The sequence below is a fragment of the Pseudomonas sp. FeN3W genome (assembly GCA_030263805.2).
GTDB classification, from domain to species: domain Bacteria; phylum Pseudomonadota; class Gammaproteobacteria; order Pseudomonadales; family Pseudomonadaceae; genus Stutzerimonas; species Stutzerimonas stutzeri_G.
Genome location: CP136010.1, coordinates 1,153,157 through 1,170,544, shown reverse-complemented (window position 1 = coordinate 1,170,544; position 17,388 = coordinate 1,153,157). Strand labels below are relative to the sequence as shown.

At 62.7% G+C, this 17,388-nt stretch carries 16 protein-coding genes; 9 read left to right on the top strand and 7 right to left on the bottom strand.

Going from position 1 to position 17,388, the window contains the following annotated elements; genetic code table 11:
• Positions 1–56: 56 nt before the first annotated feature.
• Positions 57–248, top strand: coding sequence for a CsbD family protein (locus tag P5704_005325; GenBank protein WOF79917.1), 192 nt, complete (start codon positions 57–59; stop codon positions 246–248).
• 79 nt (positions 249–327) lie between these two features.
• On the opposite strand, the gene P5704_005320 is transcribed toward P5704_005325, so the two are convergent.
• Positions 328–651: a ferredoxin family protein gene (locus P5704_005320; protein WOF79916.1), complete on the bottom strand. Its 324-nt coding sequence runs from the start codon at positions 649–651 to the stop codon at positions 328–330.
• Positions 652–772: 121 nt separating this feature from the next.
• Positions 773–3,352: a DNA mismatch repair protein MutS gene (mutS, locus tag P5704_005315; GenBank protein WOF79915.1), complete on the bottom strand. Its 2,580-nt coding sequence runs from the start codon at positions 3,350–3,352 to the stop codon at positions 773–775.
• Positions 3,353–3,809: 457 nt separating this feature from the next.
• Between mutS and P5704_005310 the strand changes: the two genes are divergently transcribed.
• The 4 genes from P5704_005310 (at position 3,810) to recX (ending at position 7,118) form a co-directional block, all read left to right on the top strand.
• A complete protein-coding gene (locus tag P5704_005310) occupies positions 3,810–4,922 on the top strand; it encodes an acyltransferase (GenBank protein WOF79914.1) in 1,113 nt (370 codons plus the stop codon).
• A gap of 98 nt (positions 4,923–5,020) precedes the next feature.
• Complete coding sequence (locus P5704_005305) at positions 5,021–5,518, top strand: CinA family protein (protein WOF79913.1); 498 nt, start codon at positions 5,021–5,023, stop codon at positions 5,516–5,518.
• 83 nt (positions 5,519–5,601) lie between these two features.
• Entirely contained in the window at positions 5,602–6,645 is a 1,044-nt protein-coding gene (recA, locus tag P5704_005300) for a recombinase RecA (GenBank protein WOF79912.1), read from the top strand.
• A gap of 5 nt (positions 6,646–6,650) precedes the next feature.
• Entirely contained in the window at positions 6,651–7,118 is a 468-nt protein-coding gene (gene recX, locus P5704_005295; protein WOF79911.1) for a recombination regulator RecX, read from the top strand.
• 111 nt (positions 7,119–7,229) lie between these two features.
• On the opposite strand, the gene P5704_005290 is transcribed toward recX, so the two are convergent.
• On the bottom strand, positions 7,230–8,321 hold the full coding sequence (locus tag P5704_005290; protein ID WOF79910.1) for an LOG family protein: 1,092 nt from the start codon (positions 8,319–8,321) through the stop codon (positions 7,230–7,232).
• Positions 8,322–8,436: 115 nt separating this feature from the next.
• Complete coding sequence (locus P5704_005285) at positions 8,437–9,846, bottom strand: MBL fold metallo-hydrolase (GenBank protein ID WOF79909.1); 1,410 nt, start codon at positions 9,844–9,846, stop codon at positions 8,437–8,439.
• A gap of 132 nt (positions 9,847–9,978) precedes the next feature.
• On the opposite strand from P5704_005285, the gene P5704_005280 reads away from it, so the two are divergent.
• Entirely contained in the window at positions 9,979–12,393 is a 2,415-nt protein-coding gene (locus tag P5704_005280) for a xylulose 5-phosphate 3-epimerase (GenBank protein WOF79908.1), read from the top strand.
• 52 nt (positions 12,394–12,445) lie between these two features.
• Here the strand turns inward: P5704_005280 and P5704_005275 are convergent, their stop codons facing one another.
• Positions 12,446–12,844, bottom strand: coding sequence for a PA3611 family quorum-sensing-regulated virulence factor (locus P5704_005275; protein WOF79907.1), 399 nt, complete (start codon positions 12,842–12,844; stop codon positions 12,446–12,448).
• Between the two features lie 127 nt (positions 12,845–12,971).
• On the opposite strand from P5704_005275, the gene P5704_005270 reads away from it, so the two are divergent.
• A complete protein-coding gene (locus tag P5704_005270) occupies positions 12,972–13,682 on the top strand; it encodes a tRNA-uridine aminocarboxypropyltransferase (protein ID WOF79906.1) in 711 nt (236 codons plus the stop codon).
• Between the two features lie 12 nt (positions 13,683–13,694).
• Here the strand turns inward: P5704_005270 and P5704_005265 are convergent, their stop codons facing one another.
• Positions 13,695–14,606: a DMT family transporter gene (locus P5704_005265; protein ID WOF79905.1), complete on the bottom strand. Its 912-nt coding sequence runs from the start codon at positions 14,604–14,606 to the stop codon at positions 13,695–13,697.
• 245 nt (positions 14,607–14,851) lie between these two features.
• Here P5704_005265 and erdR point away from each other — a divergent pair, with 245 nt between their 5' ends.
• Entirely contained in the window at positions 14,852–15,502 is a 651-nt protein-coding gene (gene erdR / locus P5704_005260) for a response regulator transcription factor ErdR (GenBank protein WOF79904.1), read from the top strand.
• Between the two features lie 14 nt (positions 15,503–15,516).
• Here the strand turns inward: erdR and P5704_005255 are convergent, their stop codons facing one another.
• The gene (locus tag P5704_005255; GenBank protein WOF79903.1) at positions 15,517–16,443 is read right to left on the bottom strand and encodes a LysR family transcriptional regulator; all 927 of its coding nucleotides are present in this window, start codon (positions 16,441–16,443) and stop codon (positions 15,517–15,519) included.
• 112 nt (positions 16,444–16,555) lie between these two features.
• Between P5704_005255 and fpr the strand changes: the two genes are divergently transcribed.
• Complete coding sequence (gene fpr, locus P5704_005250; protein WOF79902.1) at positions 16,556–17,332, top strand: ferredoxin-NADP reductase; 777 nt, start codon at positions 16,556–16,558, stop codon at positions 17,330–17,332.
• The last annotated feature ends 56 nt before the right edge of the window (positions 17,333–17,388 follow it).

Here is a 17,388-nt window from a genome sequence, read left to right as displayed (position 1 = left end):
AACGCTTCGCGTGGGCGGTCCACCCTATGTCACCAATGAGAAGCCAGGAGTTCGCCATGGGCAGTACTGAAGACAAGATCAAGGGCAACACCAACGAAGCCGTCGGCAAGATCAAGCAAGGCGTGGGCGAGGCGACCGACAACGAGCGCATGAAAGCCGAAGGCCAGCGCCAGGAAGTGAAGGGCGAGGCCCAGCAGGTCAAGGGTGATGTGAAAGACACCCTGAAAAAAGGCATCGACAAGGCCTGACCGGTCGACGTCTTACGGTAGTAAAAATGAAAATGCCCGCATCGCTGCGGGCATTTTTTTGTCTGGATTCGGCTGGCGATCAGCGCTCCAGATACTGCAGTTTGTCCTTCACGCCATCCCACTCTTCGGCATCGGCCAAGGCGTCTTTCTTCTCGGTGATGTTCGGCCAGACTTCCGCCAGATCCGCGTTGAGCTCGATGAACTCCTGCTGATCCTCCGGTACCTCGTCTTCGGAGAAGATCGCCTGGGCCGGGCACTCGGGCTCGCACAGTGCGCAGTCGATGCACTCGTCCGGGTGGATCACCAGGAAGTTCGGGCCTTCGTAGAAGCAGTCCACCGGGCAGACTTCCACGCAGTCGGTGTATTTGCACTTGATGCAGTTGTCGGTGACGACGAAGGTCATGTCTAGCTATCTCCTCAGGCGTGTCAGGTAGGCGTTACGGTGACGCCCCTGCGAGTAGGCGGCACAGGCAAATGCCGCTTATCAAAAAAATGCGCGCGATTCTAGCAGCTTTCGCGGCGTATCAAATGCGAGTTTTCAAGCTGTATAGCAGGTCCAGCGCCTGGCGCGGCGTCACATCATCGGGATTGATCCGCCCCAATTCCTCGAGCACCGGATGCGGCAGGCTGGCGAACAGGTCGCTCTGCATCGGTGGTGCCGGCTGGCCGGGCGCTATTCTCGGCGCTTCGTGAGGCAGGCTGGTGGTTTCCAGCCGCGACAGATGGTCGCGCGCGCGCTGGATCACCTCGCCCGGTACGCCGGCCAATTGCGCCACCGCCAAGCCGTAGCTCTGGCTGGCCGGCCCCGGCAGCACGTGATGAAGGAAGACGATACGCTCGTTGTGCTCGGTGGCCGAGAGGTGCACGTTGGCCACCACCGGCTCGCTTTCCGGCAGCACGGTCAGCTCGAAGTAGTGGGTGGCGAACAGGGAGAAGGCGCGCAGGCGGGCCAGGTGCTCGGCCGCCGCCCAGGCCAGCGACAGGCCGTCGAAGGTGCTGGTGCCGCGACCCACCTCGTCCATCAGCACCAGGCTGCGATCGCTGGCGTTGTGCAGGATGTTGGCGGTCTCGCTCATTTCCACCATGAAGGTGGAGCGCCCGCCGGCCAGGTCGTCGGACGAGCCGATGCGGGTGAAGATGCGGTCCACGAGCGACAGCTCGCAGGCGGCTGCCGGGACGAAGCTGCCGATCTGCGCCAGCAGCACTATCAGCGCGGTCTGGCGCATGTAGGTCGATTTACCGCCCATGTTCGGCCCGGTGATGACCAGCATGCGGGTGGCGTCGTCGAGTCCCAGATCGTTGGCGACGAAAGGTGTCTCCAATACCTGCTCGACCACCGGATGGCGACCCTGCTCGATGCGCATGCACGGTTGCTCGACGAAGCGCGGGCGGTTCAGGTCGAGGTTCAGCGCGCGCTCGGCCAGGTTGCTCAGTACGTCCAGCTCGGCCAGTGCGGCGGCGCTTTCCTGCAGCGGTGCCAGGTGGCCGATGAGCATTTCCAGCAGCTCGTCGTAGAGCAGCTTTTCGCGGGCCAGGGCACGGCTCTTGGCCGACAGAGCCTTGTCCTCGAACTCCTTCAGCTCAGGGGTGATGAAGCGCTCGGCGCCCTTGAGCGTCTGCCGGCGGATGTAGTCGGCCGGCGCCGATTCCGCCTGCTTGCTCGGCAGCTCGATGAAGTAGCCGTGTACGCGGTTGTAGCCGACCTTGAGATTGGCCAGCCCGGTGCGCGCCTTCTCGCGGGTTTCCAGGTCCATCAGGTACTGGCCGGCGTTCTCGGAGAGCGACTGCAACTCATCCAGCTCGGCGTCGTAGCCGGTCTTGAGCACGCCACCGTCGCGGATCACCGCCGGCGGATTGTCGATGATGGCGCGCGCTAGCAGCTCGGCCAACTCCGGGTAAGTACTGATGCTTTTTGCCAGTGCCAGCAGATGTGGTGCGACCAGCTCCTGCATGCCGGCTTGCAGCTGCGGCAGTGCGGCCAGGGCATCGCGCAGGCGCGCCAGATCACGCGGACGGGCGTTGCGCAGGCCGATCCGGGCGAGGATGCGCTCCAGATCGCCGATGTCCTTGAGTTGCGGCTGCAGCTGCTCGAAGCGGTAGTGCTCCAGCAGGCAGGTGATCGAGTCCTGGCGCGCTTCGAGGGTCTCGCGGTTGCGCAGCGGGCGGTTCAGCCAGCGGGTCAGCAGGCGCGAGCCCATGGCGGTCTGGCAGCGATCCATGACCGATTGCAGCGTGTTGTCACGACCGCCGGCCAGGTTGACGTCCAGCTCCAGGTTGCGCCGGCTGGCACCGTCGAGGATCACCGTGTCGTCGAGGCGCTCGTGGCGCAGGCTGCGCAGATGGGGTAGGGCGGTGCGCTGGGTTTCCTTGGCGTAGGCGAGCAGGCAGCCGGCGGCGCCGATGGCCAGGGTCAGGTTCTCGCAGCCGAAACCCTTGAGGTCCTGGGTGGAGAACTGCTGGCAGAGGCTCTTGAATGCTGAATCACGATCGAAATCCCAGGGGGCGCGGCGGCGCACGCCGCGGCGTTTCTCCAGCGGCAGGCCCTGTGGCCAGTCGTCGGGAATCAACAGTTCCGCCGGGCTCAAGCGCTCCAGTTCCGCGAGCAGGGTTTCCCAGCCCTTGAGTTCCTGCACGCTGAAGCGGCCGCTGGCGATGTCCAGCACCGACAGGCCGAACAGGCGCTCATCGCCGACCACCGCCGCCAGCAGGTTGTCGCGGCGCTCATCGAGCAGCGCCTCGTCGCTCACCGTGCCAGGGGGGATGATACGTACCACCTGGCGCTCCACCGGCCCTTTGCTGGTCGCCGGATCGCCGATCTGCTCGCAGATCACCACTGATTCGCCAAGCTTCACCAGCCGCGCCAGGTAGCCTTCGGCGGAATGAAAAGGAATACCCGCCATAGGGATCGCCGTGCCCGCCGACTGCCCGCGCGCAGTCAGGGTGATGTCGAGCAGCGCGGCAGCTTTCTTGGCATCGTCGTAGAACAACTCATAGAAATCGCCCATGCGGTAGAACATCAGCTGGTCCGGATGCTCGCGCTTGAGCTTCCAGTACTGTTGCATCATCGGCGTATGGGCGGAGAGGTCGGCGTTGGGCTTGGTCATCGGTTTGCGTGCGGTTCGTTGAGTGGCGGGGAAGGCTGCTCGGATAACGTTCGGTCGAGCCGTCCGGGGCGGCAGGTTCCCGCGGGAAAGCCGGCAAGGTTAACACGGGCTGAGCGGCTCGACAGGTGACGACGTGGGCCAGTTCTTGGTCAGGTGTCATCTGTCGGGCGACGCGCAGAACGCGTTGACAAGCGAACCGGTGCTGTTGGTAACTCTGGCCTGTCGACAGGTTGCCGGTGCGCCTTGTGCCTCCTGTACGCCAAGCCTGCGACCTCGATTGCGCAGTTGTGCAGGCCTCGGTGCCTGTCGCGGTAGCTTGCCTGATTGTCGCTCATGCTTCGCCGCCCGGTGGATTGCAGCCCCGGCCGTCCCACTCTGGCGAATGCCTGTCTACCCCCTCGCGTCAGTTCTTCCTGCAGTAATGCTGGCGACCTTCCTGGTCAAGTGAGCAGCAGACATGTCTCGACTACTCGGACTCGACGCCCTGCGCGGCGTTGCGGCGTTGTGCGTCGCCTATTCTCATCTGATCGCAAAAATGAAGCGTGACGGCCAATTCGATGGACTGACCAGCGATCTGTTTCTTGTCAGCAAAACGGTGCTGGATGTCGGCAAGATCAGCGTGCTGGTGCTGTTCGCCCTGAGTGGCTATTTCGTCGTCGCGGCGTTGTACAAGAGTCGCCATCGCTACGAACGGCCTGTCGCGGCGTTCGTCTATCAGCGCTTCTTCAGGCTGTTTCCCCTGTACTGGCTCTCACTGCTGCTCGGCGTGATGTTTCCCTGGGACGATCCGGCACGGGTATTCAGTCCGGCTGTCATCGCCGTCAACGCGACGATGCTGCAAGGCTTCGTATTCGTCGAAAACGTGATCGGTCTGTACTGGACGCTGCAGATAGAACTGACCTTCTATGTGCTGTGCATCGTCATGTTCGCGCTGCGCCTGGGCGGTTCGGCCAAGCGCGATCTGCTGTTTCTGCTGGCCCAGTACGGCTTCACCCTGCTGCTCGCGTTCCTGCGCTACAAGCTGGAAATGAAGCTGCCGGTGGCCTTGCCTCTGATGTTGAGCGTGTGTTTCCTCGGTGCGCTGTGGAAAGCCACGGATAATGGTCGCGCGGCCGATACCGGATATTACGCACGCATCGCGGTCGGTTTGTTCTACCTGTTTCTGCTGCCGATCTGCGTGCTGGCCTACTCGCGCGATACCGGTCTCGGCGAAACCTGGTATCGCTACTTCATCAGCTACGCGGTGGGTATTGCGGTCTTCATTACCGCGACACGCATCAGCGGCAAGGGGCTGAGCTGGATCGCACCGTTAGGCGGGATTGGCTATATCGTCTTCCTGTCCCATCCGTCGGTATTCGCGATCGCCGAGCGGCTGGGCTTCGGTGCCGGCGCGCTGGCCATTCCCGGCCCTTTCTATATCGCAGCGATGCTGCTGCTGGTGACGCTGTTCGGCTTCTTCGTCAAGCGAACCCTTGCCGATCCCATCCAGCGCTATGGTGATGCGGTGGTAAGCCGTCGCGGACGGCGTATCGGCGAGCCTGCCGTCCTGCCGGTTCGCCAGGACGCCTGATCGCCGAGGCGCATCTCGACCATTGGCAACGCGGATGGGCTGAACTCGGTCGCCCGCTGGTGTAGGGTATCGGCCACTTTCCTTTGGCCGGAGCCCTGATGAATCTCACTGAACTGGCCGCGCAGCTGGGCGAGGCGCTGCAACGACTGGGTGCGCAGGTCAGCACCGCGGAATCCTGCACCGGTGGCGGCATCGCCGAGGCCATCACCCGTATCGCCGGCAGCTCGGCCTGGTTCGAGGCCGGCTATATCACCTATTCCAACGCTCAGAAGACATGCCAGCTCGGCGTACCGGCGGAGCTGTTCGATCAGGTCGGCGCGGTCAGCGCCGAAGTGGTGCAGGCGATGGCGCGCGGAGCGCAGCAGAACAGTGGTGCGCGCTTCGCAGTGGCCGTCAGCGGCATCGCCGGGCCTGGTGGTGGCTCAGCGGAAAAACCGGTGGGCACGGTCTGGATTGCCTGGGCCGATGACGTTCATCTGCAGGTCCAACGCTATCTGTTCGCCGGCGATCGCCAGGCTGTACGTGAGCAGACAGTCGCGGCGGCGTTGCAAGGGCTGCTTGCGCTGACGGCCGGAGAAAAACAGTTTCGGGGCTAGGCGAGTAAATTTGCCTATGTTCTAATACTGGCTACTTATACAGTTGTTGTGGCCTCTGGCCCTCTTGATCAAGTGAGGATTCGATGGACGAGAACAAGAAGCGCGCCTTGGCTGCAGCCCTGGGCCAGATTGAAAAGCAGTTCGGCAAGGGCGCAGTGATGCGCATGGGCGATCACGATCGCCAGGCGATTCCGGCCATCTCCACAGGCTCGCTGGGCCTGGATATCGCGCTGGGCATCGGCGGCCTGCCGAAGGGACGAATCGTCGAGATCTACGGTCCCGAATCGTCCGGCAAGACCACCATGACCCTCTCGGTCATCGCCGAGGCGCAGAAGATGGGCGCCACCTGCGCCTTCGTCGACGCCGAACATGCGCTGGACCCGGACTACGCCGGCAAGTTGGGCGTGAACGTCGACGACCTGCTGGTTTCGCAGCCGGATACCGGCGAGCAGGCGCTGGAAATCACCGACATGCTGGTGCGCTCCAATGCGGTCGACGTGATCATCGTCGACTCCGTGGCGGCGCTGGTGCCCAAAGCCGAAATCGAAGGCGAGATGGGCGACGCACACGTCGGCCTCCAGGCCCGTCTGATGTCTCAGGCGCTGCGCAAGATCACCGGCAACATCAAGAACGCCAACTGCCTGGTCATCTTCATCAACCAGATCCGCATGAAAATCGGCGTGATGTTCGGCAGCCCGGAAACCACTACCGGTGGTAACGCGCTGAAGTTCTATGCTTCGGTTCGTCTGGACATTCGCCGTACCGGTGCGGTTAAAGAAGGTGACGAGGTCGTTGGTAGCGAGACTCGTGTCAAGGTGGTGAAGAACAAGGTGGCGCCACCGTTCCGTCAGGCGGAGTTCCAGATCCTCTATGGCAAGGGTATCTACCGCAATGGCGAGGTCATCGATCTTGGCGTGCAGCAGGGCCTGGTGGAGAAGTCCGGCGCTTGGTACGCCTACAAGGGCAATAAGATCGGCCAGGGCAAAGCCAATGCCGCCAAGTACCTGGAAGACAATCCGGAAATCGGTCGCGAGATCGAACAGCAGATCCGCGACAAGCTGCTAGTGGTCGCCGGTGGTAGCAAGGCGAACGCGGTAAGCGAAGATCTGGCTGACGCCGATCTCTGATCCCCATGGCTGCCGTGCTCGATAATCCCGTCGCGGTACGGCGGACGGCCATGGACCTGCTGGCTCGACGCGAACATGGTCGCGTCGAGCTGGCCCGTAAGCTGCGCCAGCGTGGCGCCCCTCCTGAGTTGATCGAGCAGGCCCTGGATCGTCTATGCGAGCAGGGGTTGCTTTCCGAATCCCGCTATCTCGAAAGCTTTGTCAGAAGCCGGGCCAATGCCGGCTATGGGCCGTTGCGCATCCGCGAGGAATTGGCCCAGCGCGGGTTGCCCAGAACGGATATCGAACAGGCATTGCGTGACAGTGGTTTCGACTGGGGTGAGCAGTTGCGCGAGCTCTGGCAGCGCAAGTTCGCTGGACGCTTGCCTGCTGACGCCAAAGAGCGGGCCAAGCAGGGGCGTTTTCTCAGCTATCGCGGTTATCCGCTGGAGTTGATCAGCCGAATGTTGCGCGGCGGTAGTTCGGCAGATTGAACCGGAGGTGGGGCTTTATGGCTGGCTGTGCGCGTCGGCGAGCAGTCAACGCTGAAGCCGACTAGCCTTACAAGCACTCGCCATACCCAGAGTTCGGGCCAGCAAAGGGCATCAATCCTCGCTCGCCAGCGGCCGCGCCCAGTTGGCCGGTTCGTTGATGTAGTCCGTCAGCTCTCGCAAGCGACCGTGGTTGCGGCCGTTGAAGACGAAGCTCAAGCGCGGCAGGCGCTGCAGTTCCGGCTCGTCCAGTTCCGATTCGCAGCAGTTCTGCTGTTCGAATACGCCCTTCAGACACAGATCGGTGAACTCCGCGTTCAGGTAGTCCATCGCCTGGTCGTTCAGTGCGTGGTTAAGGCGCAGTACGAAACGATCCTTCAGCCAGCGACTCGAGTGAAAGTTGCGATAGAAGTTGGCGATTTCCCTGGCTGCTTCCTCCGCATCGTCCACCAAACGCATCAATCGCATGTCGCTGGGCAGGATGTAGCGATTCTCCTCCAGCTGATCGCGCATGAACTGCAGTGCATCTTTCCAGTAGGTGCCGCCAGGCTCGTCGAGCAGCACGATCGGCACCAGCGGGCTCTTGCCGGTCTGGATCAGTGTCAGCACTTCCAGTGCTTCGTCCAGTGTGCCGAACCCGCCTGGGCAGAGCACCAGCGCATCGGCTTCCTTGATGAAGAACAGTTTGCGCACGAAGAAGAAGTGGAATGACAGCAGGTTCTCGGTGCCGCCGACCGTCGGGTTGGGATGTTGCTCGAAAGGCAGCGTGATGTTCAGCCCCAGGCTGCTGTCGCGTCCGGCACCTTCGTGGGCCGCGGCCATGATGCCGCCACCGGCGCCAGTGATGACCATGAAGTTGTAGTGCGCAAGGATGGAGCCCAACTGCCGAGCCAGCGCATACAGGGGATGCTCGACCGGCGTTCGGGCTGAGCCGAACACCGTTACCTTGCGGCGCCGCTTGAACTGGTCGAGGCGGCTGAACGCGTGCTCCATCTCGCGCATCGTCTGCAGCAGGATCTTGGCATCCCAGCGGCTGCGGTCGGCCTGGGCCATGCGCGTTACGGTTACCAGCATCTCCCGGTACAGGGAGAGGTTCGGACTGTTTTCCGGAACGACCAACGCGGTCAGCTCATCGAGCTTGCTTTCCAGTTCGGCTCCGCTGGTCTTGAAATGCCGCGACAGGTAGTCATCCGAATCAAAGGACATACAACATCTCCATGTATGAGCGTCGCGTTCAGGCTATAGGGTGCGGTCAACCGGCTCAAGCCGGTTGCGTGGCGCGTAGCTGACCGAAGCCGCAAGCGGCTTCGGCGTGCCGCCTTCAGAGGGCGATTCGGTCGCCGGGCTCCGGAATGCGTGCCTCCCAGTCGAGACGCTCACGGATGGTCTGTTGCAGTACCTGCATCTTCTCCAGCTCGCCGTGCACCAAGTAGAGCTCCGGACGGCTTTCGAAGTTGCTGACCCAGTCGATCAGCTGGGACTGGCCGGCGTGCGCGGAGAACCCGCCGAGGGTATGTACCTTGGCATTCACGGCGATGCGCTGGTGCAGTAGCTTGACGCTTTTCGCACCGTCGACGATGGCACGGCCGAGCGTACCGCGTGCCTGGAAGCCGGGAATCACCAGATGGCATTCCTCGCGCCAGAGGTTGTGCTTGAAGTGGTGAAGGATGCGCCCGCCGGTGCACATGCCGCTGCCGGCGATGATGATCACGCCGCTCTTGAAGCGGTTTATTGCCATCGATTCTTCCGGTGTCGGCGTGGGTCTGAGGATCGGCAACCAGCGCTCGGCGTACAGCTTGCCGCTGGCTCCGCCAAGGGCATTGTCGATGCCATCGAGATCCAGCTGATCCTTGTAGTGTGAGTAGATAGCGTTGGCACCGATGGCCATGGGGCTATCCAGGAAAACCGCTTGCTGCGGCAGGCGGCCCTCACGGTAGAAGCGCCCGAGGTAGTAGATCAGGTCCTGGGTGCGTCCAACGGCGAAGGAGGGCATCAGCACGTTGCCGCCATCGCGGTGAGCCTGTTGCAGGATGCCGGCCAGCTCCTCGATGGTGTCTTCGTGGCTGCGGTGATTGCGGTCGCCATAGGTGGATTCCATGAGCACCACGTCGGCTTCCTTGAGCACGGTTGGCGCATGCATCAGCGGCGAGCAATCGTTGCCCAGGTCGCCCGAGAAGACCACGCGCCGCGTTCGGCCATGGTCGTGCACATCCAACTGCACGATCGATGAACCGAGGATGTGACCGGCATCGTGGAAGGCCACCGCGACACCTGGCGCGACATCGAACGTCTCGCCATAGGCGTGGGGGGTGCGCTGGCTCAACATGCGCTCGGCGTCGACGCGGGTGTAGAGCGGCTGGATCATGGGTTTGCCGATCCGTGCGCGCCACTTGTTTTCCCACTCCGCATCCTTTTCCTGAATCTGCGCCGAATCCAGCAGCATCAGTTCGAGCAGCTCAGCGGTGGCATCGGTGCAGTGCACCGCGCCGCGGTAGCCGAGGGCGACCAGGCGCGGCAGCAGGCCGCTGTGGTCGATATGCGCGTGAGACAGCACCACCGCATCGAGCGTCTTGGGGTCGAAGGCGAACGCGCTGCGGTCGCCGCCGGCTTCTTCCCGGCGGCCCTGATGCATGCCGCATTCGAGCAGAACCCTTGCACCATCATGGGTCTCAATGAGATAGCAGGAGCCGGTGACCTGCTGAATGGCGCCTAGAAAACTGAGCAAAGCCATGTTGCCTTCCTGTCTGTACGATGATGTCCACCTTGCCCGCTCGGTTGCCATGACCACTTGATACATATCAGAGATAACGAATCGAGCGCTGCCTAGACTACAGCACAACCCGCTTACCAACGGAGTGAACCCATGAGTCAGCTACTGCCCAGCCTTGTCGAGCTGGATCAACACGCGCAAGCCGAACCGGAGTTCGCCACCTGGCGTGTAGGTTTCGGGCCGTTCGAGCACGCGCTGGAGACCCAGGCGGCGGTGTTCCGGTTGGCCCATCAGCTGGTACAGGCAGGTCATCAGCCGGATTTGGCCAGTGTGTACCGGCTGCTGCAGGCGGTCGATCGGGTCGCCAGCGCCGGACTCTGGCTGGTGGTGCACATGACCTACGCGCGCCAGGTGCGTCTGGACGGCTCGCCGCTGACGGCCGAGGATTTCAAACAGAACCCCGAAGGACATACCGGCGGCGCGCTGAACATGGTGCCGGCCTATGCCGGTTACCTGGCCCTGAATGCGCTGACTGGCCGTACCCGCGCCTGGCTTATGGGGCAGGGCCACTGTGTGGCGGCCGTCGATGCGCTCAACCTGCTGACGGGCAACCTGCATCCGGAGCAGGCGCAAACCTATGTCGGCGGCGAGGCGGGCATGAATCGCCTGCTGCAGGATTTCTACGGTTACGGCCAGGCGGCCGACGGCAGTCCACTCGCGCCGCTGGGTAGCCATGTCAATCCGCACACTGCTGGCGGCATCGCCGAGGGCGGCTATCTCGGTTTTGCCGAGCTGCAATATGCGCACATGCCGCTGCCGGGCGAGACGCTGGTGGCCTTCCTCTCCGATGGTGCGGCGGAAGAACAGCGCGGCAGTGACTGGATTCCCCGCTGGTGGCGTGCCGAAGATTGCGGCGTCGCGCTGCCGGTGATGATCGCCAACGGCCGGCGAATCGAGCAGCGCACTGCGCTTGGCACCGAACAAGGGCTCGAGGATTTCCGCCAGCACCTGAGCCAGTGCGGCTTCGACCCGATGCCGTTCGATGGGCGTGATCCCGCTGCTTTCGTCACCACCCTGTGGGAGATGGAGCTGCGCCTGGAACGGCGCGTGGAAGAGAAGGCACGCGGCATTCTCAACTATCCGCTACCGATGCCCTATGGCATCGCCGAGACGGTGAAAGGCTTCGGCTTCTATGGTGCCGGCAGCAACGCAGCGCACAACCTGCCGTTGCCGGGTAATCCGAGCCGGGATGAGCAGTCGCGCGACCTGTTCAACGAATACGCGGCGCGTCTGTTCGTACCGCAACAGGAGCTGGTTGCTTCACTGGCGCTGTTCACGCGCAGTCGCCAGGGGCGAGAGCTGGAGCGCGATAATCCGCTCGCTTCGCGTCGCCCGCCTGCGCCGACCATGCCGAAGCTGAATTACCGCGACGACGCCTGTTCACCCATGGCAGCGGTCGATCGTTTCTTCGTCGAGCTGACGGCCGCCAACCCCGCGTTGCGGCCGCGGGTGGGTAACCCGGACGAGCTGGCCAGCAACCGTTTGGGCGGCGTGCTCAAGGCGCTCAAGCATCGCGTCATCGAGCCGGAAAGCGAGCTGGAGGCCGTGGATGGCGCCATCATTACCGCCCTCAATGAGGAGGCGGTGGTCTCCGCCTGCCTTGCCAACCAGGGCGGCTTGAATCTGGTGGCCAGCTACGAGGCCTTCTGCGTGAAGATGCTGGGCGTAGTGCGGCAGAGCATCATCTTTTCCCGGCAGCAAAAGGAGATCGGCAGGCCAGCAGGCTGGCTCGGCTGGCCGCTGATCGCGACGTCGCACACTTGGGAGAACGGCAAGAATCAGCAGTCGCACCAGGACACCACCTTCTGCGAGGCGCTGCTTGGTGAGATGAGCGATATGGTCCGGGTGCTGTTTCCGGCCGACCACAACAGCGCCCTGGCGCTGCTGCCATCGATCTACCAGGCGCGTGGCGAGCTGGCCTGCCTGGTCATGCCCAAACGCGACCGGCCGTGCTACTTCGATCAGGCCCAGGCCGAGCAGTTGGCGCGCGATGGTGCCATCGTGGTCGAGGAGCAGCCGGGCAACGAGGCATTGCTGCTGATTGCCAACGGCAGCTATCAGCTGGGCGAGATGCTCCGTGCGGCCAAGCGGCTCAAGGAGGCCGACTGCGCTTATCGACTGGTCTATCTGCAGGAGCCGGGTCGCTTCCGCGGGCCGCGCGATCATTGGGAAGTCGAGGCGCGCGCCAGCGAAGGTGTAGCTGAGCGGTTGTTCCCGGATGCGATGGAGATGCGCGTGCTGCTGACGCACATGCGGCCGGAAGTGGCGCGTGGTCACCTGTGGCCGATTCTGCCGGATGCGCGCAAGTGTTCGGCGCTCGGCTATCGCAACCGCGGCGGTACGCTGGATGAGTTCGGCATGCAGTTCGCCAACCGCGCCAGCTGGGCGAATGTGCTCGCGGCCTGCGCACGCCTGCGCAACGTGCCGCGCACGGCACTGCTCACCAGGGACGAGGCTGCCGCGGTGGCCGGCAGGGGTGATCCGCAGATACTGCGGGGCGATGCTTGATCAATAAGCCTGGCGGGATGGGCCGTGGCCTGCTCCCGCCTGCTTTCACCTTTTAGCGGCCGCAGTCCGAGGCCTTGTAGCGCTCGCTGGCGATGGGCTTGTTGCTCTGGTACTCGCTGAAGTCGTAGCGCAGCACCGCGCCCTGGCTCATCAGCTTGCGCAGCCCTTCGTTGCCACAAACGCTGACGGCGAGCTGGCTGCGCACATCGGCGGGATTGTCGCGCATTTGCGCCGCATGGCGTGGCTGCACGCTGAGGTGGTTTACCAACACGTTGTTTTCTACGGTGTAGCCCTGGTCGAGAATGTCTTCGTTGATCGCGCGGGGCGTTCCGACACTGCTTTCGCGGGCGACCTGCTCGAGCAGCTGATTCAGCTGTTGCTCCTGCAACGAGGCGGCGTGGGCAGCGGGAAGGGCGAGGCTCAGAGCGAGCAGGGTGGTCAGACGATACATGGCGGTCTCCTTTTGACTGCGCTATTTCGACCGGCTGCCTGTGGTGCGGTTCATTTAACGGTGCCGGGCAGCAGATGCCTGCGCGCTGGTAGACTGCCGCGCTTCATCGTCACCCTCGAGTCGATTCATGCCCCATGCCGTAGCCCGTCTGCGCAGCGAACGCCTGGCGAAAAGCCTCAAGCCCTTCGTTGCCCGCGGCTCCCGGGCGCCGCGCTGCGAACGCTGCCGGGTCCCGTCCAGCCATTGCCTTTGTCCCTGGTTGCCGACGATCGAGAGCGATTGCGGTGTCTGTCTGCTGATGCACGATATCGAGCCGCTCAAGCCGAGCAACACGGGTTGGCTGATTGCCGATGTAGTACGCGATACCTTCGCCTTCACCTGGCAGCGCACGGGCGTGGACCCGCGATTGCTGGCGCTGCTGGCCGATCCGCAATGGCAGCCACTGGTGATCTTTCCGGGCGAATACGCCGAATCGCGGAGAGTGATCGAGCAAGTCGAGCGGGAGGACGGTAAGCGCCCGCTGTTCATCTTGCTCGATGCCACCTGGACCGAGGCGCGCAAGATGTTTCGCAAGAGCCCTTACCTCGATGGCCTGCCGGTGCTGAGCCTGCGCCCCGAGGTGCTATCGCGCTACCGGCTGCGTCGGTCCACCCGCAGTGACCATCTGTGCACTGCCGAGGTCGCTGCACTCTGTCTGGATCTGGCTGGTGATTCGAACGCGGCGAACATGCTCGACGCCTTGCTCGACGTGTTCACCGAGCACTATCTGGGTGCCAAGTATCATCGCCAGCCGGACCTGCAGAACGCCGCGCATCTGGCGTTGAAGCCTGTGCGCTGACGCGATTGGCCTTCAGGCCTTGGCTGGACTCGCCGTTGTTAGCGGCTCGGCTTTGCGTGGCCAGAGTTGTGCGGCGAGCATGCCGATGAACATCAATACGCAGCCCATGTAGCCGCGCAGCGTCAGGCTTTCTTCGAGGAACAGTGCGCCCGCGATGGCGGCGAACACCGCTTCCAGCGAGAGGATGATCGCCGCATGGGAGGCTATCGCATGCTTCTGTGCAACGACCTGCAGCGTGTAGCCAACCGCAACGGCGAACAATCCGCCATAGATGAGGGCCGGCCCGGCGAGCCAGATGCTGGCTGGCTCGATCTCTTCGAAGATCAATGCCAGCAGCAGGCTCACCACGGCACAGGTGGCGAACTGCAGGAAGGCCAGGCGGATCGCGTCGTGGCGGCTGACGAAGAAGCTCACCAGCAGCACGTGCAGGCCCCAGACGAAGGCGCCGGCCAACTGGATCCAGTCGCCAGAGGCTACGGTGAAGTCCTCGCCGATGCTCAGCAGCGCCATGCCGGCGACGGCGAGAAAGGCGCCAAGCCAGGTTCCGAGGCCGGTCTTGTGGCCAATGATCAGTCCCAGTAGCGGCACCACGATTACGTACAGTCCGGTAATGAATCCTGAGTTGGTCACGCTGGTAAACAGTAGGCCGACCTGCTGCAGGTTGATTCCCACAGTCAGCGCAAGCCCCATGCTCAGGCCGCCCAGCAGCAGGCCACGCTGCAGAAAGGGTTCGTGCCGGGCTTTGGTGCGACCCTGGTAAATCACCAGTGGCAGCAGCGCGAGAGCGCCCAGGGTGAAGCGCAGGCCGGTAAATAGAAAGGGACCGATGTTGTCCATGCCGACGCGCTGGGCGACGAAGGCCGTGCCCCAGATCATGGCGGTGATCAGCATCAGAAAGTCGGCGCGGAGGGCTTGGCTACGCATGTTTCGGCTCGGTCGGGAAAAATCGCAGACTTTGCTACAAAGCGCTGCGCTTGACCACTTATTCATGGGTGGGCATGCTTGCGCCGCTTGATTTGTTGTGGCGGGCGGTCGATATTCGATCGAGCCGGCCGAAATTTCACATCGGACCATCCCCGGAGCGTTGTCTCGGGGTTTCTGCCGTCATCTTGTCGGCATCGGCTGCTCAAGCCGATGAAAAAGCGCCAATAAAAACTACAGGTCTGCCAATGGCTGCTTACGAAATAATCATTGCCGATGATCACCCGCTTTTCCGCAGCGCGCTGCAACAGGCGCTCACCATGGGGCTTGGGGAAAACGTACGTCTGGTGGAAGCGGCGAGCATCGCCGAATTGGAAAGCTTGCTGAATCAGGGCGCCGATTGGGATCTGGTGCTGCTGGATTTGAACATGCCTGGAGCCTATGGTTTCTCGGGGCTGGTACTGCTGAGGGGGCAGTATCCGCATCTACCGGTAGTCATGATCTCGGCACAGGAGGATGCAGCGGTCGTTGCGCGCTCGCGTGAGTTCGGTGCCAGCGGTTTCATTCCCAAGTCCAGCTCTCTGGAAACCATCCAGGAAGCGGTACGTGCGGTTCTGGATGGCGATGTCTGGTGGCCGAGCAACATCCAGGATGTGGCCAACGTCAGCGATGAAGCCAAGGCCGCCAGCGCCGGGCTTGCCAGCCTGACGCCGCAACAGTTCCGAGTGCTGACCATGGTCTGTGACGGGCTGTTGAACAAGCAGATCGCCTACGAGCTCAGCGTTTCCGAGGCGACCATCAAGGCCCACGTTACCGCCATCTTCCGCAAGCTCGGCGTGCGTACCCGCACCCAGGCGGCCTTGTTGCTGCAGCAGATGGGTTCCATTCCCACCAGCTGAAGCCAGATATGGCCTCAGGCGATCGGCGGCAGCTGGATCTCATCGCTGCGGCGCACGCCTGAGGTCAGGGCGCGACACTGTTCGACGAACTCGAGCATGGCCGCGGTCTGATATTTGTGCGAATGCCAGATGAAGTAGAACTGGCGGCGCAGGTCCAGCTCCGGGGTCGCCACCGGTACCAGGCTGCCACGGCGAAAGGCGTCCCGCAGCGCCAGCCGAGAAATACAGCCGATCCCCAGTCCCGACTCCACCGCGCGTTTGATCGCTTCGGTGTGCTCCAGCTCGAGTCGCACGTTCAGCTTGCCTGGCCGATGCCGCACGGCCTGCTCGAAGGTCATCCGCGTGCCGGAGCCCTGCTCGCGGAGAATCCAGGCTTCGCTGGTCAGTTCGTCCAGACCCACCTCGTCGCGTCCGGCCAGCGAATGCTGCGGTGCGCAGAACACCACCAGCTCATCTTCGATCCACGGTTGGACCTCAAGGTCCGGGTGCTGGCAATCACCCTCGATCAAACCCAGATCAAGTTCATGTTGCGCGATCTGATGCACGATATGCGCGGTGTTGTGCACGTGCAGCTTCACTCGGCACTCCGGGTGGCGCTGCATGAAACTGCCGATCAGCAACGTGGCGAGGTAGTTGCCGATCGTCAGCGTCGCACCAACCGCCAGTGAACCGAAGCCGCTCTTGCCGTTGAGCAGGTCCTCGATGGCGCGTGCCTGATCGAGCAGGGCAACCGCCTGCGGCAGCAGCTGTTGTCCGAGTGCATTCAAGCAGAGCCTTTTGCCGGCGCGGTCGAAGAGTTGGCAGCCAGATTGGCGTTCCAGTTCGGCCAGCGATGTGCTGGTCGCGGACTGTGACAACGAGAGGCTTTCGGCCGCGCGCGACACGCTTTCCTGGCGGGCGACGGCGGCAAACACTTCGATCTGGCGGAGGGTGAAATGCATATCTATATAACCGATAACCTATATCTTTATTATCCAGTTAAGGAATAAGGCCGCTATCGCTAGACTGGCATCACGTAACGACGCCGTCGCGACACCACGAGGAATTCGTAGCATGAGCAATCTGAACGTAGAGCGCGTTCTCAGTGTGCACCATTGGAACGATACGCTGTTCAGCTTCAAGACCACCCGCAATGCAGGCCTGCGCTTCGAGAACGGCCAGTTCGTCATGATCGGTCTCGAGGTCGAGGGCCGTCCGTTGATGCGTGCCTACAGTATCGCCAGTCCCAACTACGAAGAGTACCTGGAGTTCTTCAGCATCAAGGTGCAGAACGGCCCGCTGACGTCACGTCTGCAGCACCTGCAGGAGGGCGACCAGGTCATGGTCAGCCGAAAGCCAACCGGAACGCTGGTGCTCGACGACCTGCTGCCTGGCAAGCACCTTTACCTGCTCAGCACCGGCACGGGCTTGGCGCCGTTCATGAGTGTCATCCAGGACCCGGAAACCTACGAGCGCTTCGACAAGGTCGTGCTGGTGCATGGTGTTCGTTACGTAAACGAAGTCGCCTATCGCGAGTTCATCACCGAGCACTTGCCGCAGAACGAGTTCTTTGGTGAGGCGGTGAAGGAAAAGCTGATCTATTACCCGACCGTGACGCGCGAGCCTTTCGAGAATCAGGGCCGCCTGACCGAGCTGATGCGCAGTGGCAAACTGTTCAACGACATTGGTCTGCCACCGATCAATCCGCAGGACGATCGCGCGATGATTTGCGGTAGCCCGAGTATGCTGGACGAAACCAGTCAGGTGCTGGACAGCTTCGGTCTGAGCGTCTCGCCACGCATGGGCGACCCGGGGCACTACCTGATCGAGCGCGCGTTCGTCGAGAAATAGCGCATCCGCTCCACGCCGCCGCCTCGTGCGGCGGCTATTCCGCCGCGTCGTCTGGC

What these genes read in the sequence shown, in the direction of transcription:
- P5704_005290 (WOF79910.1), bottom strand. Translation starts at nt 8,321, where the DNA reads ATGTCCTTTGATTCGGATGACTACCTGTCGCGGCATTTCAAGACCAGC.
- P5704_005280 (WOF79908.1), top strand. Translation starts at nt 9,979, where the DNA reads ATGAGTCAGCTACTGCCCAGCCTTGTCGAGCTGGATCAACACGCGCAA.
- fpr (WOF79902.1), top strand. Translation starts at nt 16,556, where the DNA reads ATGAGCAATCTGAACGTAGAGCGCGTTCTCAGTGTGCACCATTGGAAC.
- P5704_005305 (WOF79913.1), top strand. Translation starts at nt 5,021, where the DNA reads ATGAATCTCACTGAACTGGCCGCGCAGCTGGGCGAGGCGCTGCAACGA.
- mutS (WOF79915.1), bottom strand. Translation starts at nt 3,352, where the DNA reads ATGACCAAGCCCAACGCCGACCTCTCCGCCCATACGCCGATGATGCAA.
- recA (WOF79912.1), top strand. Translation starts at nt 5,602, where the DNA reads ATGGACGAGAACAAGAAGCGCGCCTTGGCTGCAGCCCTGGGCCAGATT.
- P5704_005275 (WOF79907.1), bottom strand. Translation starts at nt 12,844, where the DNA reads ATGTATCGTCTGACCACCCTGCTCGCTCTGAGCCTCGCCCTTCCCGCT.
- P5704_005265 (WOF79905.1), bottom strand. Translation starts at nt 14,606, where the DNA reads ATGCGTAGCCAAGCCCTCCGCGCCGACTTTCTGATGCTGATCACCGCC.
- P5704_005320 (WOF79916.1), bottom strand. Translation starts at nt 651, where the DNA reads ATGACCTTCGTCGTCACCGACAACTGCATCAAGTGCAAATACACCGAC.
- P5704_005270 (WOF79906.1), top strand. Translation starts at nt 12,972, where the DNA reads ATGCCCCATGCCGTAGCCCGTCTGCGCAGCGAACGCCTGGCGAAAAGC.
- P5704_005310 (WOF79914.1), top strand. Translation starts at nt 3,810, where the DNA reads ATGTCTCGACTACTCGGACTCGACGCCCTGCGCGGCGTTGCGGCGTTG.
- P5704_005325 (WOF79917.1), top strand. Translation starts at nt 57, where the DNA reads ATGGGCAGTACTGAAGACAAGATCAAGGGCAACACCAACGAAGCCGTC.
- P5704_005255 (WOF79903.1), bottom strand. Translation starts at nt 16,443, where the DNA reads ATGCATTTCACCCTCCGCCAGATCGAAGTGTTTGCCGCCGTCGCCCGC.
- recX (WOF79911.1), top strand. Translation starts at nt 6,651, where the DNA reads ATGGCTGCCGTGCTCGATAATCCCGTCGCGGTACGGCGGACGGCCATG.
- erdR (WOF79904.1), top strand. Translation starts at nt 14,852, where the DNA reads ATGGCTGCTTACGAAATAATCATTGCCGATGATCACCCGCTTTTCCGC.
- P5704_005285 (WOF79909.1), bottom strand. Translation starts at nt 9,846, where the DNA reads ATGGCTTTGCTCAGTTTTCTAGGCGCCATTCAGCAGGTCACCGGCTCC.